Annotated in this window: 24 protein-coding genes and 4 pseudogenes; 6 read left to right on the top strand and 22 right to left on the bottom strand. The window is 68.6% G+C overall.

All coding sequences use genetic code 11. The features are described 5' to 3' along the window. A partial coding sequence (locus SNA_RS43525) for a hypothetical protein (RefSeq protein ID WP_206742968.1) occupies positions 1 to 231 on the bottom strand: 231 nt, incomplete at its 3' end. Between the two features lie 309 nt (positions 232 to 540). Between SNA_RS43525 and SNA_RS44265 the strand changes: the two are divergent. Further along, a pseudogene (locus tag SNA_RS44265) lies at positions 541 to 825 on the top strand (TniB family NTP-binding protein); the annotation flags it as partial. Positions 826 to 1,165: 340 nt separating this feature from the next. Here SNA_RS44265 and SNA_RS24060 read toward each other — a convergent pair. The 4 genes and pseudogenes from SNA_RS24060 to SNA_RS40355 form a co-directional block, all read right to left on the bottom strand. After that, positions 1,166 to 1,984, bottom strand: a complete 819-nt coding sequence (locus SNA_RS24060) for a hypothetical protein (protein WP_030073897.1) — start codon at positions 1,982 to 1,984, stop codon at positions 1,166 to 1,168. Further along, positions 1,981 to 2,886 carry a sigma-70 family RNA polymerase sigma factor gene (locus SNA_RS24055; protein ID WP_044366761.1) on the bottom strand — a complete coding sequence of 302 codons (906 nt, stop codon included), beginning with the start codon at positions 2,884 to 2,886 and terminating at the stop codon, positions 1,981 to 1,983. The genes SNA_RS24060 and SNA_RS24055 overlap by 4 nt, the downstream gene beginning before the upstream one ends. Next, positions 2,883 to 3,107: a hypothetical protein gene (locus tag SNA_RS24050; protein ID WP_037794927.1), complete on the bottom strand. Its 225-nt coding sequence runs from the start codon at positions 3,105 to 3,107 to the stop codon at positions 2,883 to 2,885. The genes SNA_RS24055 and SNA_RS24050 overlap by 4 nt, the downstream gene beginning before the upstream one ends. Before the next feature lie 590 nt (positions 3,108 to 3,697). Further along, a pseudogene (locus SNA_RS40355) lies at positions 3,698 to 4,125 on the bottom strand (transposase); the annotation flags it as partial. 333 nt (positions 4,126 to 4,458) lie between these two features. On the opposite strand from SNA_RS40355, the gene SNA_RS24045 reads away from it, so the two are divergent. Further along, positions 4,459 to 4,719, top strand: a complete 261-nt coding sequence (locus SNA_RS24045) for a Helicase associated domain protein (RefSeq protein ID WP_030073893.1) — start codon at positions 4,459 to 4,461, stop codon at positions 4,717 to 4,719. A gap of 23 nt (positions 4,720 to 4,742) precedes the next feature. On the opposite strand, the gene SNA_RS42700 is transcribed toward SNA_RS24045, so the two are convergent. From SNA_RS42700 to SNA_RS24030, 4 genes are all read right to left on the bottom strand, one after another. Continuing rightward, on the bottom strand, positions 4,743 to 4,889 hold the full coding sequence (locus SNA_RS42700) for a hypothetical protein (RefSeq protein WP_157880064.1): 147 nt from the start codon (positions 4,887 to 4,889) through the stop codon (positions 4,743 to 4,745). Next, on the bottom strand, positions 4,886 to 5,788 hold the full coding sequence (locus SNA_RS24040) for a hypothetical protein (RefSeq protein WP_030073891.1): 903 nt from the start codon (positions 5,786 to 5,788) through the stop codon (positions 4,886 to 4,888). Before SNA_RS24040 ends, SNA_RS42700 begins: the two co-directional genes overlap by 4 nt. Next, entirely contained in the window at positions 5,785 to 6,258 is a 474-nt protein-coding gene (locus SNA_RS38530; RefSeq protein ID WP_157880063.1) for a hypothetical protein, read from the bottom strand. The genes SNA_RS24040 and SNA_RS38530 overlap by 4 nt, the downstream gene beginning before the upstream one ends. Before the next feature lie 87 nt (positions 6,259 to 6,345). Continuing rightward, the gene (locus SNA_RS24030; RefSeq protein ID WP_241779806.1) at positions 6,346 to 6,870 is read right to left on the bottom strand and encodes a transposase; all 525 of its coding nucleotides are present in this window, start codon (positions 6,868 to 6,870) and stop codon (positions 6,346 to 6,348) included. A gap of 18 nt (positions 6,871 to 6,888) precedes the next feature. On the opposite strand from SNA_RS24030, the gene SNA_RS24025 reads away from it, so the two are divergent. After that, positions 6,889 to 7,044, top strand: a complete 156-nt coding sequence (locus tag SNA_RS24025) for a hypothetical protein (RefSeq protein ID WP_420823508.1) — start codon at positions 6,889 to 6,891, stop codon at positions 7,042 to 7,044. Positions 7,045 to 7,319: 275 nt separating this feature from the next. Here SNA_RS24025 and SNA_RS24020 read toward each other — a convergent pair. Then, positions 7,320 to 8,344, bottom strand: a pseudogene (locus SNA_RS24020) (IS481 family transposase). Between the two features lie 31 nt (positions 8,345 to 8,375). On the opposite strand from SNA_RS24020, the gene SNA_RS24015 reads away from it, so the two are divergent. Next, positions 8,376 to 9,050 (top strand): glycosyltransferase family A protein, encoded by a 675-nt coding sequence (locus SNA_RS24015; protein ID WP_044366758.1) that lies wholly within the window; start codon positions 8,376 to 8,378, stop codon positions 9,048 to 9,050. A gap of 351 nt (positions 9,051 to 9,401) precedes the next feature. After that, a pseudogene (locus SNA_RS43375) lies at positions 9,402 to 9,488 on the top strand (IS5 family transposase); the annotation flags it as partial. A 173-nt stretch (positions 9,489 to 9,661) separates the two neighbouring features. On the opposite strand, the gene mihF reads toward SNA_RS43375, so the two are convergent. From mihF to SNA_RS23960, 11 genes are all read right to left on the bottom strand, one after another. Further along, entirely contained in the window at positions 9,662 to 9,976 is a 315-nt protein-coding gene (mihF, locus tag SNA_RS24005; protein WP_044366756.1) for an integration host factor, actinobacterial type, read from the bottom strand. 34 nt (positions 9,977 to 10,010) lie between these two features. Further along, positions 10,011 to 10,391 carry a hypothetical protein gene (locus tag SNA_RS24000; RefSeq protein WP_044366755.1) on the bottom strand — a complete coding sequence of 127 codons (381 nt, stop codon included), beginning with the start codon at positions 10,389 to 10,391 and terminating at the stop codon, positions 10,011 to 10,013. Between the two features lie 286 nt (positions 10,392 to 10,677). Then, positions 10,678 to 11,067: a hypothetical protein gene (locus tag SNA_RS23990; protein ID WP_030063312.1), complete on the bottom strand. Its 390-nt coding sequence runs from the start codon at positions 11,065 to 11,067 to the stop codon at positions 10,678 to 10,680. Between the two features lie 137 nt (positions 11,068 to 11,204). Further along, positions 11,205 to 11,648, bottom strand: a complete 444-nt coding sequence (locus tag SNA_RS44260; RefSeq protein WP_030063314.1) for a hypothetical protein — start codon at positions 11,646 to 11,648, stop codon at positions 11,205 to 11,207. Positions 11,649 to 11,792: 144 nt separating this feature from the next. After that, a complete protein-coding gene (locus SNA_RS23985) occupies positions 11,793 to 12,179 on the bottom strand; it encodes a DUF6415 family natural product biosynthesis protein (RefSeq protein ID WP_030063315.1) in 387 nt (128 codons plus the stop codon). Next, the gene (locus SNA_RS23980; protein WP_030063317.1) at positions 12,176 to 12,367 is read right to left on the bottom strand and encodes a hypothetical protein; all 192 of its coding nucleotides are present in this window, start codon (positions 12,365 to 12,367) and stop codon (positions 12,176 to 12,178) included. The genes SNA_RS23985 and SNA_RS23980 overlap by 4 nt, the downstream gene beginning before the upstream one ends. Positions 12,368 to 12,461: 94 nt before the next feature. Then, positions 12,462 to 13,310 (bottom strand): helix-turn-helix domain-containing protein, encoded by an 849-nt coding sequence (locus SNA_RS23975; protein ID WP_030063318.1) that lies wholly within the window; start codon positions 13,308 to 13,310, stop codon positions 12,462 to 12,464. 7 nt (positions 13,311 to 13,317) lie between these two features. Then, the gene (locus tag SNA_RS23970) at positions 13,318 to 13,872 is read right to left on the bottom strand and encodes a DUF6879 family protein (RefSeq protein WP_030063320.1); all 555 of its coding nucleotides are present in this window, start codon (positions 13,870 to 13,872) and stop codon (positions 13,318 to 13,320) included. Further along, positions 13,829 to 14,107: a hypothetical protein gene (locus tag SNA_RS40340; RefSeq protein ID WP_030063322.1), complete on the bottom strand. Its 279-nt coding sequence runs from the start codon at positions 14,105 to 14,107 to the stop codon at positions 13,829 to 13,831. The genes SNA_RS23970 and SNA_RS40340 overlap by 44 nt, the downstream gene beginning before the upstream one ends. A gap of 230 nt (positions 14,108 to 14,337) precedes the next feature. Further along, positions 14,338 to 14,922 carry a hypothetical protein gene (locus SNA_RS23965; protein WP_044366751.1) on the bottom strand — a complete coding sequence of 195 codons (585 nt, stop codon included), beginning with the start codon at positions 14,920 to 14,922 and terminating at the stop codon, positions 14,338 to 14,340. An 85-nt stretch (positions 14,923 to 15,007) separates the two neighbouring features. Next, entirely contained in the window at positions 15,008 to 15,367 is a 360-nt protein-coding gene (locus tag SNA_RS23960) for a hypothetical protein (RefSeq protein WP_030063327.1), read from the bottom strand. 413 nt (positions 15,368 to 15,780) lie between these two features. Here SNA_RS23960 and SNA_RS40335 point away from each other — a divergent pair, with 413 nt between their 5' ends. Continuing rightward, positions 15,781 to 15,939 carry a hypothetical protein gene (locus tag SNA_RS40335; RefSeq protein WP_420823507.1) on the top strand — a complete coding sequence of 53 codons (159 nt, stop codon included), beginning with the start codon at positions 15,781 to 15,783 and terminating at the stop codon, positions 15,937 to 15,939. Between the two features lie 110 nt (positions 15,940 to 16,049). On the opposite strand, the gene SNA_RS23955 is transcribed toward SNA_RS40335, so the two are convergent. After that, positions 16,050 to 16,532 carry a lamin tail domain-containing protein gene (locus tag SNA_RS23955; protein WP_030063328.1) on the bottom strand — a complete coding sequence of 161 codons (483 nt, stop codon included), beginning with the start codon at positions 16,530 to 16,532 and terminating at the stop codon, positions 16,050 to 16,052. Between the last annotated feature and the right edge of the window lie 391 nt (positions 16,533 to 16,923).

The raw sequence follows: 16,923 nt of genomic DNA, 5'->3' as shown, positions 1-16,923 counted from the left end.
AGGCAAGCGGAGCGGCAGGCAAGCGGAGCCCACACGGCGCCGGAAGAACAAGCCGAGCGCCGGCGACGCACAGCACACCAACGAAAACAACCAGCCGCGGACAGCACCGCCTCGGCACAGCCAGCGGAACGCCAGCCGACGGGTCGGCCGGGGGCCGGAGAGCTGTTGCCCAGTCAGCAAGTGGCGCTCGCCCGGCGTGACTTGCGCGGCGATGCCTGCCGCAGCTGTCATCAGGACGCATTGTCGCGAGAAGGCTGGAGGCGAAGTGGTCGACTTTCCCGGAAAGGCCCACGATGGCGGTCCGTACCGCGTCGGGGTTTTCCGCATCGTTCCCTTTACCGGGGAGACGACATCGTTGCCTGCCGGATCTACCGCACCCCCACCGGTCCAGCCGGAGCCCCCGACCTCGGCCAGCTCCGCCAGGCCCTCACCGAGGAGGCCGGAGAGGGAGCCTGACCAGCACGTACATCGCTACGCCCTCAGCTCACACCATGATCAACGGCTTAGCGTTAACCGCTGTACCGATATTCCCCAAGGCCGGGTCCCCTCCCCGCCCGCCACGGATCACTTGAACCCTTCCGCGATGTCATCACCGACATCGAAAACGCCCTCGACCTCACCTACCACAAACCAGGCACCCTCCCCCGGCACACCCCCTACCTCCACCAGCGCACCGCCGGCCGCATCGGAAGCCTCACCCGCCTCATCCGCCAAGCCGCCATCACCGCCATCTGCGACGGCACCGAACGCATCACCAAAACCACACTCGAAGCCATCCGCCTCGACCACCTCGCCGAAACCCACCACCGCCCCCGCCGCCGCTAACCCCACCCGCCAACCCACACAATCAGCCCTGACCAGCACAAACACACACCGAGCCTTTCGGCGCTACCGATACCTACAACGAACCCAGCCCCTCTCAGCACACAACACACAACACACAACTCCAGCTCACACACCCCGACCTCCCCGCCCCACCCCCTCGCCCTTCCTCTCAACAAACCAGCAACACACCAGGTCAGCCGCCACCCCAAACACCAACCACCACCCCACCCAGCGTCAGCCCCGCGGGGAGCTCAGCGGGCGCATCGGCTTCCGGGCGCGGAGTCCGCAGCGGTCGCTGCGGACTCCGCGCCCGGGACATCGTCGTCGCTCGCGGTGGAGATCAGCGCGTTGCTGTCTCGCCCATCTGCCAGTTGCATCCTTCCGTGCGTAGGTCATGAGCGGTGTCGTGCCTCGCGCGGGTCGCCGATTTCGCACGAGCGGGCAGTCGGCTGGGGACGTCGGGCCGGTTGGCGGCCGCAGTGAGCAAGGTGCGGATCTTGCGGGCGAAGTTGGGTCCCGGCATGGGCAGCTCCATGTCGGGCTCGCGGAGGTACCCGACCGCCACGGCGGTGGGCATGTAGTCCATGAGCCCGGTGACCGCGGCGGAGCGGGGGCGGCTGGTGTGCTTGGAGAGGTGTCGCAGCACGCGCAGGATGGTGGTGGTGGAGGCGCTCGCGATGGAGACGCTGGCGATGCGGTCACGGTTGTCGCTGTCGGTCTGAGGCGGGGGTTGGACGTCGTCGGTCTGGTGATGCCACCACCGGGCCGTGTCGTCCTCGCCGAGGGAGAGGTGGTGGAGGTAGAGGCAGTAGGCGGCGGCGGCCTGGCCGGCGCCGGCGGCGTACTGCCACCAGAAGCGGGCGCCACCTTCGGTGTTGGTCAGCTGGAGGACGCAGGCGAGGATCAGCGCGCTGCGGGGTTCGGGCACCTGGTCGGTGACGAAGCGGGTGATGGTGGTGGCGGGGGTGTGCGTGACGAGGGTTTCGCATAGTGCGCGCAGGTCTTCGGCCGCGGCGTTGGGCATGGCGTCTGTCGTGGCCGATGCGACGTCGAAGCGAGTCTCCGGATCGCCGGGGTCGGAGCGCGGCACGACGTCGCGCGGTACGACGCGGTCAGGTACCAGCAACGCCCGGGACAGGATCTCTTCTAGTGGTGTCATGGGGTAGGTCCTCCGGTCTCGGGCGGAAGGTAGATGGCGCGCTCCAGATAGCGGACGGCGTGACGTTCGTCGGACAGGACGGCGGGCAGCGAGACGCCGAGGAGGGCAGAGACGTGAGCCGGCGGGACCCCGCACAGGTGGCGCAGCACCATAACGTCGAGTTGGGCGTCGGGCAGTTTGCTGATCGCCTTGAACAGTTCCAGGCTTTCTGCCACCTGGGCCATGCGGTCGGCCTCGGAGGTGCGGCTGCGCAGGGCGACGGTGTCGAACACCGCGGGCCCGAGTTCGGGCCGGCCGTCCAGGTGCGGTGTCTTGGACATGACGGTGGCGCGCAGGATGCTCCAGGCGTAGCGGCGGATGTCAGGGCTGGCCAGGGCGTCGTTCCAGTACAGCCAGAGGATGTCGAAGGTGCCGGCCACCGCGGCGTCGCGCGCGTCGTCGAAGAGGAAGACCTGGGCGTAGCGGAGGTAGTCCATCTCGACCATCTGGCAAAAGGCGTCGTGCTCCAGGGGTGGCTTGGGGTTCGTGGTGGCCAGGGTGGTTTTCTCGGTGGATCGGTCGATCCACTCGCGGGTCTTTTGGGAGTCGAGCGCTGCCTGGCGCCAGAGGCGGTACAGGGGCCAGGTGGGCATGTTCAGCTCGGTGGACAGTCGGTCGATGACTTCCCACCGCGGGTACAGTCCCACGCCGCGCAGCAGTTCGGAGAGTTTGGACTTGGCCAGCAGGATCCGGTCGCTGAGGTGGCTGAGGGTCCGTCCGCTGGCGAGGTAGCTCTCACGCATCGGCTCCAGCCAGGCTCGATGCGAGCTGCCCACACAGTCCGCGATCGGGCCGAGCTTGCGGCCGGGGCGTGCCTGTGCCGGCTCGGGGGCCGGCACAGGTGACTCGAAGGGCGTCGTCACGGGGCGGCGTCCTCCTTGCCGGATACCCCCACCGTGCCCTGCTCTGAAGTCGGTGCGTTCCGCGAGCGGGTTGCGCGAACGATCTGCTGGACCGTCAGCGCCAAAGCCGGGGCGAGCCAGGCGACGACGGACACGTGGCCCATCGCCGTCATCACCACGCTCCACGCGAACACCACCATGGTGACCAGCACCACCGTGGTCACTATCTTCTTGATGTCCATCACACTCCTTGAGGTCGGCTGCGGCCATCCGGTGAACCGCGCGTATGCGCCCTCAACAGGCGGGTGCCGAACCGCCGTTGAAGGGAGACCTCAGCATTCATGACACCCGTCAGTAACACCACGTGATCAAGGAATCACGGAACATTGCGGGTCTTGGAGTGTTCAGCGAACGCCCTCAGATGACCGTTCCGGCGCACGAAAGCGGCAGCCTGGCAGGGCTCCGGGTGGAAGTTCCCGATTTTCCTTGCAATCCCCCCGGCTACCCCCGTCAATGGATGCAGGACACCTTGGTGTCGGCCTTCCATCCGGAAGAGGCCCGCCCCCGTGCCGAGTACGAAGGGGGCAAGCCTGGCCGTTCCCGCCTGGCCGCTGTTGGAGGCCAGGCGGGAACGGACGCGTCCCGCAGGACGCGATGAACGTAACTCAGGGCACTGACAACGCCCCGAGGAAGCCCATCGCGGCGGCCTGCCCCTTCCCGCACGGCCCGAGGGACAGAGACAGCCCGTGAGCAGCTGCAACGGGCTCGCGCCGCGCACTCCGTGGCGGGCGCGAACCGGTGGCCAGTGACTCAGGCCGGTGCACCACGGCCCCGGCCTGGCCCGGACGGAGGCTGACAGTGCGCATACTGCCAGCAGCGGCAGGAGCTGGGTGATGTCATGCCGGTTGCCGCCGGTGAGGGTGACGGCGAGCGGGGGCCTGTGGCGGTCGACGATCAGGTGGTGCTTCGAGCCGGGGCGGGCGCGGTCGACGGGTGAGGGGCCGACGTGATCCCCCCTTTGAGAGCCCGGACGTGCGCCCCGTCCATAGAGCAGTCTTCCAAATCCAGCAGGCCAGCGCGGCGAAGCTCGGTCAGCAGGACAGCGTGCAGGCGCGGCCACACGCCGGCCTCGGTCCAATCCCGCAGCCTGCGCCAGGCCGTTACCCCGGAGCAGCCCACCGTCTCTGCGGGGACATCACGCCATGCGACACCGGTCCGCAGCACATACATCACACCGGCGAGTGCCACTCGGTCGGGAACGCGCAGGGGGCTCGCCAGGACAGGTCTAGCTCTGGCGCCTACTCCGGGGGGGCTCCCCCGCAGGCAGTGTGTTGGTGCCTGGCGCGGGTTGGCGCCTTAGTGTCGGCTGTGTCGGGACAGGGCATGTCGAATTCGAGGTACCTGCATGTGGAAACGCGTTGCGCTGGGCAGTGCCTCTGCTCTGTTCGCCATCCTCACAGCCTTCACCCCTGCCCGAGCGGTGTCCCCACCGGCGCCGTTCGATGCTGCGGCGGAAGACATCTGCGCCACAGCGAAGGGGCATCGGCAGGCTGGATCGCTTGATCGCGCGAATGCCTGGAGCAGCTCGGCATCGTGCCGCTGCCGCCTGAGCAGGAAGCGCACGCGAAGCCCTCCAAAGCTGCCTCTGGGGCCTTCGAGCGGGGTATTGCGGCCCTGGCGCAGTACAAAGCCCGCACGGGCTCTGCGACGGCCCCCAGGGGCCACGTAGAACAGCTGGAAGACGGCGCCGAAGTCAAGCTCGGGGTATTCCTGTCCAACACCAAGACCCGCCACGCCAAACTCACCGCGGCCAGGCGGAAGGTGCTGGTCGAGCTGGGTGTGGACTGGGCCTGAGCTGGGCGCTGCGCGGGCGGCCGTCACTGGGTGGTGTTCTCGGTGCGCATCATGCGGCGCAGGCTGGTGCGGGCCGATGCAAGGTCGTCTTCGAGCCCGGTGAGGCGGTCGCGCAGGGCGGAGTTTTCTTCGGTCATTTCTGCGAACCGCAGCCCGACGAGCGGCGTCATACGGACCAGATGATCGCGCTCGCGGAAAGCGGCGATGTCGTGAGCACGGTGAAGTAGCCGACGGCCCCGGCGCCGTTGGAGAAACACCCCATCTGGCCGACCCGCAACGGGACGTAGCCTGACCGGCTCGTCTGTGCCGTCAACGCGGAGCCGCACTGGCCGGGGGTCGGCGGCTTCGTCCCGTTCCAGGGAACGAGCAATTCGCCACCGATCACCTGCGGCGAGCACGCTCCGCACAGATACAGTGCCTCGCCTGCCAGCAGCCCGGTGGCGGGCGACGCCGCCACCGGGTGGGTGTCCGAGCCGGGCTGAGAGGGGAAGGTCAAGGATCCCTGCCACAGCATCTGGCCGGGCGTGTCAGTGGGAGTCGACGGGGACGGCTCTCCCGTTGGCTCTGCGGTGCCGATACCGGTGTCGGTGCTGCCCGAGGTAGGCAAGATCGAATGGGTCGGCGTGGGCAGGGTGACCGAATTCGGGGACTGACGGTTCGCCAGCGCGAAGAGGCCGACGAGCAGACACAGGCCAGCCCCAGCGACAGCCCACCCCCACGACCGGGAGGGTGGCCCCCCGGCCACGCGCACCGGGCCGCCGACGGTGACCCGCTCCGGGGCCGCCATGGTCACCGGGCGCGCTTCGGGCGTCGGTGCCTGCGCGGGCCCGGAGCTGGCGCGGAGCACTGTCTTCGGTGCCTGACGACCCGCTCGGCCTTCGGCGACGGTTTCCGGCGCAGCGTCCAGGGCCACACGCGAAGACAGCTCGCCGACCACCGGAACGTCGAGTAGCGAAGCCAGGAAGCGCCGCCACCAGCTGCCTCCGACGGCCCGCCCCGACAACGGCTCCGGGACGGGATGAGGCGCGGCGGACAGAAGGGAGTCCATGTAGCGCCGCTTGAAGCTCAACTGCCCACCTCCCCAGTCATCTCGGCCTCCGGCTGGACCGGCATCGTCGGATGTTCCGGCGCAGGTGGGACGGTCACCGGAGCATCCGGGTTCCGCCCGCCAGCACCCGCGCTCCCGCCCTGGACGACCTCCTGCACCGTGCGCAGGGACCCCAGCTGCCGCAGCAGCGCGGGGGCCGAAGCACCGGCGGCCACGGCCGCGTACAAGCCGGTGATCTGAGAGTGAAGCAGCCAGCCCACCAGGGCCCCGAGAAGCAGCCGGCTGACGGCTGCGGCCAGATCCGCCGGCGGGTCCACGTAGGCGCGCAGTGGCGGGAGCTTGCGGCGCTTGGCGTCGCGGGCCCGCCGCCGCGCCGCCTGCCACGCCAGCACACGCCCGTTGAACACAAGAGCTTCGATCAGTGCGCCGCCGACCGCCCCGTAGGCCGCGCCGTGGATCCAGTCCACCTGGCCCCCATCCGTCGCGGACATAATCCAGCAGTTGACCGCGGCGGATCAACCGGATCCGTGCAACCGCCACAGTCGCAACGCGCTGCGGCCCGCCGAGCTGAGGCAGTGTCACACCTCGGCGCCCTGGGCCGGCTGCTCGAAACGCTGCCCGGGCACCGTCACGGCCGACGGGAGGAAGTCGAGGCGGGAGTTCATGTCCAGCTCGAACCGGCCGTAGGGGTTCACGTGGGTCCAGAACAGCGGCGACAGGCCGCGTCGGTCGGCGTCGATGAGGCGCTCGGCCCACTTCGGCTCGGCCAGAACCTGCTGGATCAGCAGGGTGTTGACGTGGACCAGGGCGGACTGGAGCAGGTGCAGGGCGAGCATGCTGACCTCCATGCTCTCCCGGTCCTCGCCGGTCAGGTCGCCGTCCTTGCCGTAGAACACGTCCTTGTTCGCCGAGTTCCAGTTCTCCACCACCTGCAGCCCCTCGTTGATCTCCCGGCGAAGCCCCTCCTCCGCCAAGGAGTGGCAGAGGAACGCCGTGCGCACGGCGCGCCCCAGCTCCTCGATCGCCTGGAACGTCGGGTGCTTCGGGCCGCCGCGGGTGAAGCGCCGCAGCACCTGCTCGGCCTCCGCGGTGCCGAGGCGCAACGCGCCCGCACGGGCTCCGTGACCGTACCCAGGGCCCACGTAGAGCGGCTGGAGGACGGCACGGAGGTCAAGCTCGGAGTGTTCCTCTCCAACACCAAGAGCAGGCGCGGGAAGCTCACCGCAGACAAGCGCGCCACGCTCGCCGCCCTCGGACTGGAATGGGCAGCGGCCTGACGGTACAACGACGGCGCCTGCCCCGGGGGTGTTCCCGGGGCAGGCGCCGTTCACGCTCGTGTGCTTCGGAGCCCAGGGACGCAGCCGACGAAGTAGCCGAAGCCGCCACCGCCGCGCTGGAGTCCCTCACGCTCACCGCCGACACCCGGGCGGGCAGGCCCTCGCCGAGCTCCGTACCTGCGGACCCGAACCCAAGGCCCGAGTTCAGAGCCCTGGCGGTCCCGCGGCCCTCCTCCGAGGAACGGAGCGCTAGGTGTGCATCTGCCAGAGCTTGGTTACATCTGGGTCTGAGTCTTCTGCTTCAGGCGTTCGTAGGGAGTCTGGCCGCCGAGAGCGCCGTGCGGGCGGTGGTAGTTGTAGTAGTCCTCCCATTCTCGGAGTTTTTCGTTCAGTTTGCCGGTGTCGTCGATGACGACACCGGCGAGCATGCGGTAGAACTCCTCGGCGTCGATGCGGTGTGAGCGTTCCACCTTGCCGTTGAGGTGCGGGGATGCCGGTTTGATGTAGGTGTGGGCGATGCATTGTCGAGCGCGTGCCAGTGGAAGGCGGACTGGAACTCCGCGCCGTTGTCGGTCTGGATGACCTCGACGCGGAAAGGCAGTCGTTCAAGGACGTAGTCCAGGAACTGGACGGCTGTCTTCTGGTCGCACCGAGGGTAGATCCGCAGCACGCGCAGCCGGGTGCAGTCGTCGATCGCGGTGAACTGGTAGTACTTGGCCCGACGGCGGACCTTGGGCGTCGTGCCGACGACGGGGGCCGGCTGCTGGGCCGTCGGGGCAGGCGCGCCGATCGGCTCGATGAACTTGACGTCAATCTGGACCCGGTTGCCGGGCAGTTGCTTCTCGTAGCGGGTATAGCGCCTGTCGTGGCGCTTGTAGCGTTGCGATGCGGGCAGCCGGTTGAGACCCAGCCGCTTGAGGATGCGGTAGACGGCGGAGCAGGCGATGTCGATGTCGTGGTACCGCTGGAGGTACATCCGGATCTTCATCGGGCCGAAGTGGTAGTTCTGCCGCAGGTAGACGATCTTGTTCACGATGTCGGCGTCGGTGGCATGGGGACTGTGGTGCGGTGCGCTGGAACGGTCGCGCAGGCCCTCGATGCCCTCCTCCTGGTAGCGCCGCTGCCACTTGTAGAAGCAGTTGCGGCTGATCCCGTAGTACCGGCAGGTCAGCGAGACATTCCCAGTGACTTCCTCGGCGTGGCGCAGGACCGCCAGACGTCGCTGGGCCCGGCGATCCTGCTGCTGTTGCGGTGAAGGGGGCATGGCTGGCTCCGTCGTAGTCGGAGATCCATGTGTCACCAATGTCCGGCAGTTTTATAGGCCCGGCGCGGTGGAGTTCGGGCGGTGGCCGCCGGGCACGGTCGTCGAGCGCACTCCGGTCCACGGCGGCGTGTCGGCGGCTCGCAACCGCGCTCTCAACCTCTCCCCGGACGGATGGATATATCCCCTCGACGGGGACGACACCCTGGACATCGACGGGTTGGTAGACCTGGTGTGCGAGCCGGCGGTGGAGGAGGGGGGTATCGGCTGGGTATCTGCCAACCGGGCCTTCCTGGACGGAACCCCCTCGCGGCACCACTGCGCGTCACCCTGCCGATGGGCGCGCCACGAACTGGCTCCCGCGTGGACGCTGCCGGCGTTCCCTTTCCACCCGAATGCGGTGCTGGCTCGCACCGACGCGGCTCTTGCGGCAGGCGGCTGGCCCGCCATCATCTGCTGCGAGGACATCGGCTGGGCACTGGCCATGTCCGAACTGTTCGCCGGCGCATCGACACCGCACGTCGTCACCCGCTATCGCACATGGCCGAACCAGGTCACCCACCAGGACTGGTTCGACCAGGAGTGCCGGACCACCTACGCGACCGTCACCCGTATGGCCAACGCCAGGCGGCGAGCCCTGGGGCAGCCTGCCGCGGAATTTCCCGAACCCCCGAAGAACTATTCCGCGGAATCCACCACGCATCGGACGCCGTCCGCCACGACCAGCTCTGGATCGTCGGCGTGATGTGGTCAGCGCCTGACACGCTGCCGGAGCTCGCAAGGGGTGGGCCCGTCCGAGGAGAGCCCGCCGCCCACGCGCTCGACCGCTCCCGCGGCGGCCTGACACCGTGTTTTTGAACTCTGGTCGTGGGGTCTGTACGGCTGGATGATCTGGGTTGTGGCGTCTGGTGGGGTGGGCGGGCTCGAAGCCGCCCTCGACAACGGCGAGTCCACCCTCGACGAGCAGCTGGCCCAGTTCCTCAAGGGCGAGTAGCCGTGCCCCGCCGCCGGGAGGCCCGGCCGTTTGCGGAGCACTTCGGCGCCCTGGTCCGCGTCGCCCTGATGGAAGCCCGTCCCGCCGGCCTTCAGACTCGCAGGCCGCAAGCGCCACATCGACGTCGACACCCTCGGCCTCCTCCTGGCCGTCACGGTCACTGCCGCCAGCATCTCCGACAACGTCGGCGGCATCCGCGTCCTCTCCCACATCGCCTCCAACCACCCACGCATCATCAAGCCGATCCGGCGCCACGGCTGCTCGTACTTGCCGCCGCACGGCCAGACTGCCGGGTGCCTGGGCGGGGCCGTCACACTCCCCGCCCAGGCGCCCGACTGCCCCTGTGTCCTGCACTCGGGGGCTCAGTGCTTAAGGGCTTCCAGCAGGGCTGCGCGCTGCCTGGAGTTCAGGCCGCCGATGCGGCGATCAGCGGGGATCTCGGCCTCGTCCATAAGCTTGGCGGCCTTCACCGGGCCGATCCCTGGCAGCACCTTGATAACTGCCGCAATCTTGGTCTTTTTGACGAGGTCTTCCTTGTCGGCCCTCTTCAGCACTTCGGCCATCGACATCCTGCCCTTACGGACCTGTTCGAGCAGTTCCGACCTGGCCTTGCGGACCGCGGCGGCCTTCGCCAGCGCAGCGCTGCGTTGTTCGGGGGTCATGGTAGGCAGAGCCATAGGATTCTCCCTGGTTGATGGCGGATGGGGCGGGTCAGGCAGAGGTGAGTCCGGCGGCCAGCTCTCCGATGTCGAACAGCACACTGCCGACCGTCTGCCAGTCGTCCGTTACTTCGACGAGGCCGTCCAGTTCCAGTACCTCCCCCAGGTGCCAGGCCAGGACGGCGAGCGTCTCTTCGTCCGCACCCAGGACCCCGATGAGGTCCGTCTCAGGCCGAAGGGCGGCGACGTCGCAGTCCAGGACCTTCGCCATGACGGCCATGGCTCGCTCGGTCAGGTCCTTGGCATCCTGCTTTGCCAGTCGGTCGTCTGCGCCTTTGACCACCGCGTCGACAGGAGTGTCAAACACCTCCGGCACCGGCCCAGTGAGCTGGTCGACCGCCTGATCGGTCCCGCCGAACGATCCGCCACCCATCCGCATCCTCCTCCGTGTGCAAACTGATCTTGACGACACGAATTTGATGCCCACAGCCGGAACCAGCTAACGCGAGCAGGATCAGACCAGCCCGAATGGGTGGCCCCCGGCCTGTCAGGGTCTCAACCGACCAGCAGTCGACCGCCTGGCAGAACCTCGTCCTTCACGAAGCCGGCATCGAGGACCCGGTCGTCTTCGAAGAGGACCTCCGTCGCTGCGCGGCCCGTGACACCGGAGTCGGGCCGTCATTGACCCCGTACGACTCCATAAAGTCGGGCACTCAAGCTTAGATGACAGCGGCAGTCGCCGACTCGGCAACGGCGTTCGGATTGTTCGCGGTGAGATTGGTGTTGTGAGCGGCGTCGAGCCTCTCGGTCACCTTCTCGTGATCCGAGAAGGTGACTGTCATCTCCACTGGTACGTTGCTGGTGGCCTCATTGGTGCAGGTGAGCTGCGTCGTGTTGGCCGGGACGTTCTCCGTCTCCTGCGGGTCCAGGTTGGTGAGCACGAACAGGTTGTCGCCGGTCACCTGGTTGCTTCTGTTGTCGTCGACGCAGTTGACGACGGCCTCCTCGACCTGGACCGCACGCGATGCGTGCGCGGAAACCGGCACCGGCTGCGCGCTCGCCACGACCGGGGTGGCCAACACAACGGGCAAAGCTGCCGCGACGGCCATGGCGACTCGGGAACCCCACATGAGACGTCCTCCTCTAGCTCAAGACGCGCTGATACCGATGCGGCGACGGCGCCACGCTCAGCGGTAGCACTATCCAAACCCGCTGATCAGGACCCGGACAGCGGCACTCCACTGTTTCACCAACACGCCCCGGAAGCCTCATCACTTGGCACCATCCGACCACCTCGGCCGGTCCGCCAGGGCGCGCGTTCCCGGCGCGTGGAGCGGCCTTGTAATCGTCGGATGCGCCGCGCACCGTGACGTGCGCCGTCTGTGCCAGTGGAACCTTCGCCCGCGACACCAGCGGGGCGCCGTACCCGCGGCTCGACGCTGGCCGGACCGGACACGGCCGGGTTGCAGCCTTCGGCAGCCCAGCAGGTGTGGTCAGTCCAGGCGGTGGTGCCGGAGTCGGCGCGGGGGCGGTTGCGTGCCCAGCGCTTGAGGTCGCTGGGGCGGTAGAGGAATTCGGCGCCGCGCTTGTCGACCGAGCGGGGGAAGGTGGGGTTGTTGGTGCGGGCGTAGCGCGGCGCGGCGAGGGTGATGCCCGGCAGGTGGTGTTCGTGGGCCTCGCGCAGCCCCACCGCCTGGTCGTCGTCCGCGGCCGGCCCGCCGGCGAAGAAGTTCGTACCCCGTGCCCCAAACCTGGAGGCGGCCCGCGCGTACTTCGAGGAGCACTGGACGCTGCGCTTCTGTGGCCAAAGGACGCGTGACCGGCTTGTGGAGGGCTACGGGGCGGCGGGGAGGGCTTCGGTGAGGCGGTCCAGCCGCGTGTAGAGCGCCCGTACGAGCCGGGCGCGGTTCTGGGCGCAGCGGGCGGTGCCCTGCAGCGGTGCGGACAGGCGTCCGTCGGCTTCGCGGAGGACGACTTCGGCGAGGGCGCCGCGGCCGTCGCTCTTGGGCAGGGCGGCGGCGCGACGCCGGACGTCGGCGGCCACAGCGCGGGCGTGCCCGGTCATCTGGAGGGCGATCTGCTCGTAGTCGCGGGGCTCGAGGTGCGGGTCCTTCCACGCGAGCACGACGGTGACGAGCGCTTCGTATGGGGCGCGGTCCAGCGGGAGTTCGGCCTCGATCAGCGCGTGGGGGTCGTAGAGCACGGCGTGCGTGTCGCTCATCGGTGACTCGCCGTGTCGTCCTGGCCGTGGTCGCCGGTGCTGCAGTCCGGGGCTGGGGTGGTGTGGGCGAGGAAGCGGGCGTAGCCGCGGTCGGCGCGAGCCAGCAGCGCCGGGGAGGGCCGGCCGAAGGCGGGCGGATGGAGGCCGCCGAATTTCGGTTCGGTGCCGGCGGGTGTGGGTGCGCTCATGGGCACCGCCTCCGTTGCTGGGTGCGTCGATGTCCTTTGACGCTACGGAGGCCACCGATCGTTCTTCAACGAAATTGCGAGGAATTGCGGAGGTTCACTCCAGGGCATCGATCGCAGCCTCGATGAGCGCGCGGGCGGCGTCACCGTACACGGCCATCTCCGCGAGGCCGGCGAACGCCTTCGCGTAGTCGGCGAGTTCGCGCGGCTGCGTCACCTTGATCTCCGCTGTCAGGGTCTCCACCACGGCCTGGGTGTCGTCGTGGAGGTAGAACGCCTCCAGCGGCCACACGGTGCGCTGCGCGGAGAACGGGATGATCCCCAGGGAGACGGACGCCAGCGGCATCACGGCCAGGAGGTGGCGCAGCTGGCCCTTCATGGCGTCGGGGTCGGCGGTGCGGTAGCGCAGGACGGACTCCTCCATGAGGACGACGTAGCGGTGGCCACCCTCGTAGAGGAAACGGGAGCGGGCGACCCGGGCGGCGACGGCTCCGGAGACGTCGTTGGGGGTGCCCTGGAAGGTGGTGATCTGCTCCATGAGGGCCGTCGCGAAGGCCGGCGTCTGGAAGAAGCCCGGCGGAACGTTGGAGACGTAGACCCGGCACACGCGGGTCTGTTCGTGCAGGGAGTTCCAGTCCTGCTGGACCTTGCGCATGCCGTTACGGTGCAGGCGGCGCCACTCCAGGTACATGGAGTCGACGGCGCGGGCGGTGGCGATCAGGTCGTCGGCCTGGTCGTCGGCATCGCAGGCCGCGCACCAGGTGCGGATGTCCGTATCCGAGGGCGGGGTGTCGCCTTTTTGGATGCGGGTGGTCTTGGCGGGGTGCCAGCCACACCGGGCGGAGAGGTCCTTCCCGGTGAGGCCGGCATCCTTGCGCAGGTGCTGCAACCGCACCGCGAGCGCTTCGCGGGCTCCTTGTGCGCTGGATGACGGGGAGGCGGGCATGGGCAGCTCAGGGGGCCTGGACGGTGTACTTCTCGTGTGGGATGCCGCGTTCCCAGACCGCCTCGAACGCCCTGGCGCACAGCGCGACGGCGGCGGGGGCGGCGGTGCGCTCCTTCCCGTCCGGTGCCCAGTCGCCGGTGCCGGTGAAGTGGTGGAACTGCACGATGCGGCCGTCCAGGAGCCAGAAGTCGTTGCCGGGCAGCGGGATGTCGCAGGCGTGTCGGCGGGGCAGCCAGCGGACGTCTTCCCCGGCCTGGAGGTTGAGCGGGGTGATGGCGTGCTCGTAGCGGATGTAGTCGGTGACCGGCTCGGAGACGATCCGAGCGCGGCGCATCACCACGCCGCGGGCGACCGCGTCCTTGACGAGCGGGATCCACTGCGGCCAGAACGAGCGAGCCGGATCGAGGTTCGGGACGCCGGTCCGCAGGAATGCGGCGTAGTCGTCCGTCTCGTCACCGACGGCGTAGACGTCGCGCATCTCCAGGTGGACAGCCGTGTGGTGGGTGTCGGCGAGCAGCTCAGCGAACGTCGCGGTGTTCAGCTGCTGCGCGTTCAGCGGCATCGCACGCCTCCCTCAGAATCGGCACCATGCGGGCCGGAATCCGGATCACCCGCTCGTGAGCGGGGATCCCCGTCGCGTGGCCGACCACCCACCCGGTGGAGCCCACCAGAGCCTGGAGGAGACCGTCGGCTTCCTCGCCCTGAAGGACCAGGTCCGCGCTCTCCTCTTCCACCCACACCGTCGGCGAACCCTCGCCTCCCGTGTTCGGGTCGATCCCGACGAACCGTAACGTCATCGCTTGCTCCCCTGTGAGTCGGTTGCGCAGAGTTGCGCCGACCGTCCCGCAGACCGGTGCCAGCGGTCAAGAGCCAGGTGCACCGGCCGCACCTCCCAAGTTCTGCGCCGAGGCTGACGCAAGGCAGTCTTCCGGGCCCCGGTGGTGCCGACGCCGCCCACCCGCTGGGCATAAGGCCGTTCGGTCGTCGAGCGAGGGGGTTACGGATGTAGCCCTGCCGAGACTCGGGTTTAGACGTCGAGGCTGAGCCTTGCCCAGAGCGTGATGTCGCTGCTTGTCGCGACGACGAGTGTGCGTCCGGAGGGGGAGAATCCGACGGTTCGCAGTTCGGAGTAGTGGGCGTGGAAGATGTGCCACCACTTCTCGCCGGCGGGACCGCGGCAGAGTCCGCCATCGGCCGAGAGGAGGACGCGGTGGTGCGGCCAATCTGGGCTGACGCCCTCAACGGTCCATCCGTCCTCGGTGGTGGCGTGGAGGCCGCCGCCGAAGAGGCCGGCGATCCGCACCTCAGTGTCGGCGAGCGGTCCGAGTCCAGGGCAGGACAAGTTGGGGCCAGTTGGTGTGCTGTGATCGGGGTCCGGGTCGCGGTCGCGGGCGAGTCGCTGCCCCGTGGAGGCGTCGAAGACGCCGTGCCCGTTGCTGGAGACGACCATCAGGAGGTCGTTTCCGCTGGCGGGGTCGGCCCCGAAGCCGACTCCGAGTAGCCCGCCGATGGGCGTTCGTCGCGCGGAGACGGGCTGCCAGGGGTGTGGTGCTGGGATGACGGGGGCAGCGAGGAAACGATCCCTCAGCTGCTGCTGGTATTCGGAGAGCATCGTGTCCTCAGGATGGATGTCCCAGGCTCGGTCGGGGCAGCTTACTGGTGGTTCAGAATCAGCCCGTCGTGGACCGGGGCTGCGGTCATTCGTCGATGCGTTGAAGGATGTGCGTGAAGTCGCCGGTCTCGACCAGGCCGACGAGGACCTGGGTCATCTTGCTGATGCTGGCGTCGCGGACGATGAGGCCATCCGAGCACGAGAAGTAGGCGCCGCCGAGGGCCTCCCCGGTCGCCGCCCACCGCTCCATGATGGTCTCCACCTGAGCGAGGGTGATGACGGTCGCACTCCACCGGGTTCCGTCGTTGAGGTCCACGAAGACGTCGATGTTGTCCACAGATTCCAAGTCCTCGCCGGCATTCGGCAGGAACGTCGCCTCGAAGTGCTCCGTGCGGACTCTGTACCAGGGTCCGTCCCATCTGCCCGCATGTTCGTTGTGGCTCACCGGGCGAGTGTGCGGGGCTGATCCTCCGGCCTCAACTGCATTGTTCTGGCACGCCGCGGAGCGTAGCGGCTGGCCTGTCGTTCACCGGGGCGCGTCGCCGCGTTCCCGAAGCCGACGCTGGAGACGAAGGATCTCGCCGTGGACAGTGGCCAGCCGTTGTTCGAGCTCTTGGACGCGCTCTCGGTGAGCGGCGCGTTCGCGGCGGAGGCCCTCGGTGAGGGTATGGATCAATCACCGTGCCGTCGTCAGCTGAGGACTCCTGCCGGAGAGGCCAGTGGGCAGCCCGTTGCTGGCCGCGCAGGGTTTCGACGCGTTTGCGCAGGTCAGTGGGGGTGTAGAGGAAGTCCGGGCTGACGCCCGCCGTGCGGGCGACAGCCCGGAAACCGCCAAAAGGCCGACCAGGACCCGGCCACGTGGATGCCGCCGGCCGCAGACGCCTGGTGCACCCACCTCGCCGACTGGGTCGGCACGAAACTCCGCTGGCCTTGACCGTCGACCGCGATGAAGGGGACACCCTGCGCGCACTCACGGTCGGCCGTAAGGGCACCGGCGTGGAGTACGAGCGGACGTAGCGCGCTGCTCGGCGGTCTGAACACGGCGGTGCGCCGCAGGCATCAGCCGCGGCGCACCGTGGGCGGCCGGTGAGAGCGACCAGGTCTCACCGGCTTGCCCGGCAGGGTGGTCAGTGACCGTGGCCGTGGTGGCGGCCCCAGGACCTGGAATCGACGATGCGGCGGTGGTCATTGCGCAGGGTGGCGGTGTCGCCGTCGTTGTCCCAGACGTAGGCGCGGCGGTCCTGGTACAGGTCCCAGCGGTTGTCGCGGCCGATGCCGGTGTGGACGCGGACCTGGCTGCGGCCGGCCAGGCGGACGTTGCCGAACCGGTAGGTGTGACCGGACTTGTCGGAGAGGGTCCAGCCCTTGATGGTCACCGGCCAGCGGCCGGTGTTCTTCACCGTGACCCACTCGGCATTCAGGCTCCAGTTGGACCGGTCGTCCCGGCCGGGACTGTCGTACTGGATCGCCCCGAGAACCACCGAGGAGCGGACCTGGTGGCGCGGGGCCGGAACGTGGTGGCCGACCGCGGCCGCAGGCAGCACAGCGGTGGCTGCAAGTGCCGCGGAGCCGAGCACGGCAGCAGCGACACGCGAAGCATGACGGAACACGAAAATCCCCTCCCAAGGCACCCAGCGGGTGCCGGAACCGGAAGCCCGGCCGGTTTGACCGAGCCCCCACACAGTGACGCCACGTCATGCCTTGCCAGACGAAATCCAATTTGGTGTACAAAACACAGATATTTACACAACCATCCCACGCTAGGCGTGCACTCCCCCGCGCTCACCAGCCAAAACGCAACACCCTCTACATCCATCCAGGCGCCCCAAGGGGGCAGCCCAGGTATCTGCTCATAAACTGCCGGAGCCGGCCCCGACGAGGCCCTCGCGAGGACCGGCAGGATGAGATTGGAGTTCGACGTGCCTCCTCAGCCCAGATCACATGTGCCGGTCTCGGAAGCCGCATCAGGGGCCAGGCTCGCTCAGTACCGGTCGGCTATCG

It is taken from the genome of Streptomyces natalensis ATCC 27448, from assembly GCF_000935125.1.
Classification (GTDB): domain Bacteria; phylum Actinomycetota; class Actinomycetes; order Streptomycetales; family Streptomycetaceae; genus Streptomyces; species Streptomyces natalensis.
The sequence above is the reverse complement of the archived record's forward strand: the minus strand, read 5'-3'. Positions and strand labels throughout refer to the sequence as shown.

What these genes read in the sequence shown, in the direction of transcription:
- SNA_RS24060 (WP_030073897.1), bottom strand. Translation starts at nt 1,984, where the DNA reads ATGACACCACTAGAAGAGATCCTGTCCCGGGCGTTGCTGGTACCTGAC.
- SNA_RS24050 (WP_037794927.1), bottom strand. Translation starts at nt 3,107, where the DNA reads ATGGACATCAAGAAGATAGTGACCACGGTGGTGCTGGTCACCATGGTG.
- SNA_RS42700 (WP_157880064.1), bottom strand. Translation starts at nt 4,889, where the DNA reads ATGACGCCGCTCGTCGGGCTGCGGTTCGCAGAAATGACCGAAGAAAAC.
- SNA_RS38530 (WP_157880063.1), bottom strand. Translation starts at nt 6,258, where the DNA reads ATGTCCGCGACGGATGGGGGCCAGGTGGACTGGATCCACGGCGCGGCC.
- mihF (WP_044366756.1), bottom strand. Translation starts at nt 9,976, where the DNA reads ATGGCTCTGCCTACCATGACCCCCGAACAACGCAGCGCTGCGCTGGCG.
- SNA_RS24000 (WP_044366755.1), bottom strand. Translation starts at nt 10,391, where the DNA reads ATGGGTGGCGGATCGTTCGGCGGGACCGATCAGGCGGTCGACCAGCTC.
- SNA_RS23990 (WP_030063312.1), bottom strand. Translation starts at nt 11,067, where the DNA reads ATGGCCGTCGCGGCAGCTTTGCCCGTTGTGTTGGCCACCCCGGTCGTG.
- SNA_RS23985 (WP_030063315.1), bottom strand. Translation starts at nt 12,179, where the DNA reads ATGAGCGACACGCACGCCGTGCTCTACGACCCCCACGCGCTGATCGAG.
- SNA_RS23980 (WP_030063317.1), bottom strand. Translation starts at nt 12,367, where the DNA reads ATGAGCGCACCCACACCCGCCGGCACCGAACCGAAATTCGGCGGCCTC.
- SNA_RS23975 (WP_030063318.1), bottom strand. Translation starts at nt 13,310, where the DNA reads ATGCCCGCCTCCCCGTCATCCAGCGCACAAGGAGCCCGCGAAGCGCTC.
- SNA_RS23970 (WP_030063320.1), bottom strand. Translation starts at nt 13,872, where the DNA reads ATGCCGCTGAACGCGCAGCAGCTGAACACCGCGACGTTCGCTGAGCTG.
- SNA_RS40340 (WP_030063322.1), bottom strand. Translation starts at nt 14,107, where the DNA reads ATGACGTTACGGTTCGTCGGGATCGACCCGAACACGGGAGGCGAGGGT.
- SNA_RS23965 (WP_044366751.1), bottom strand. Translation starts at nt 14,922, where the DNA reads ATGCTCTCCGAATACCAGCAGCAGCTGAGGGATCGTTTCCTCGCTGCC.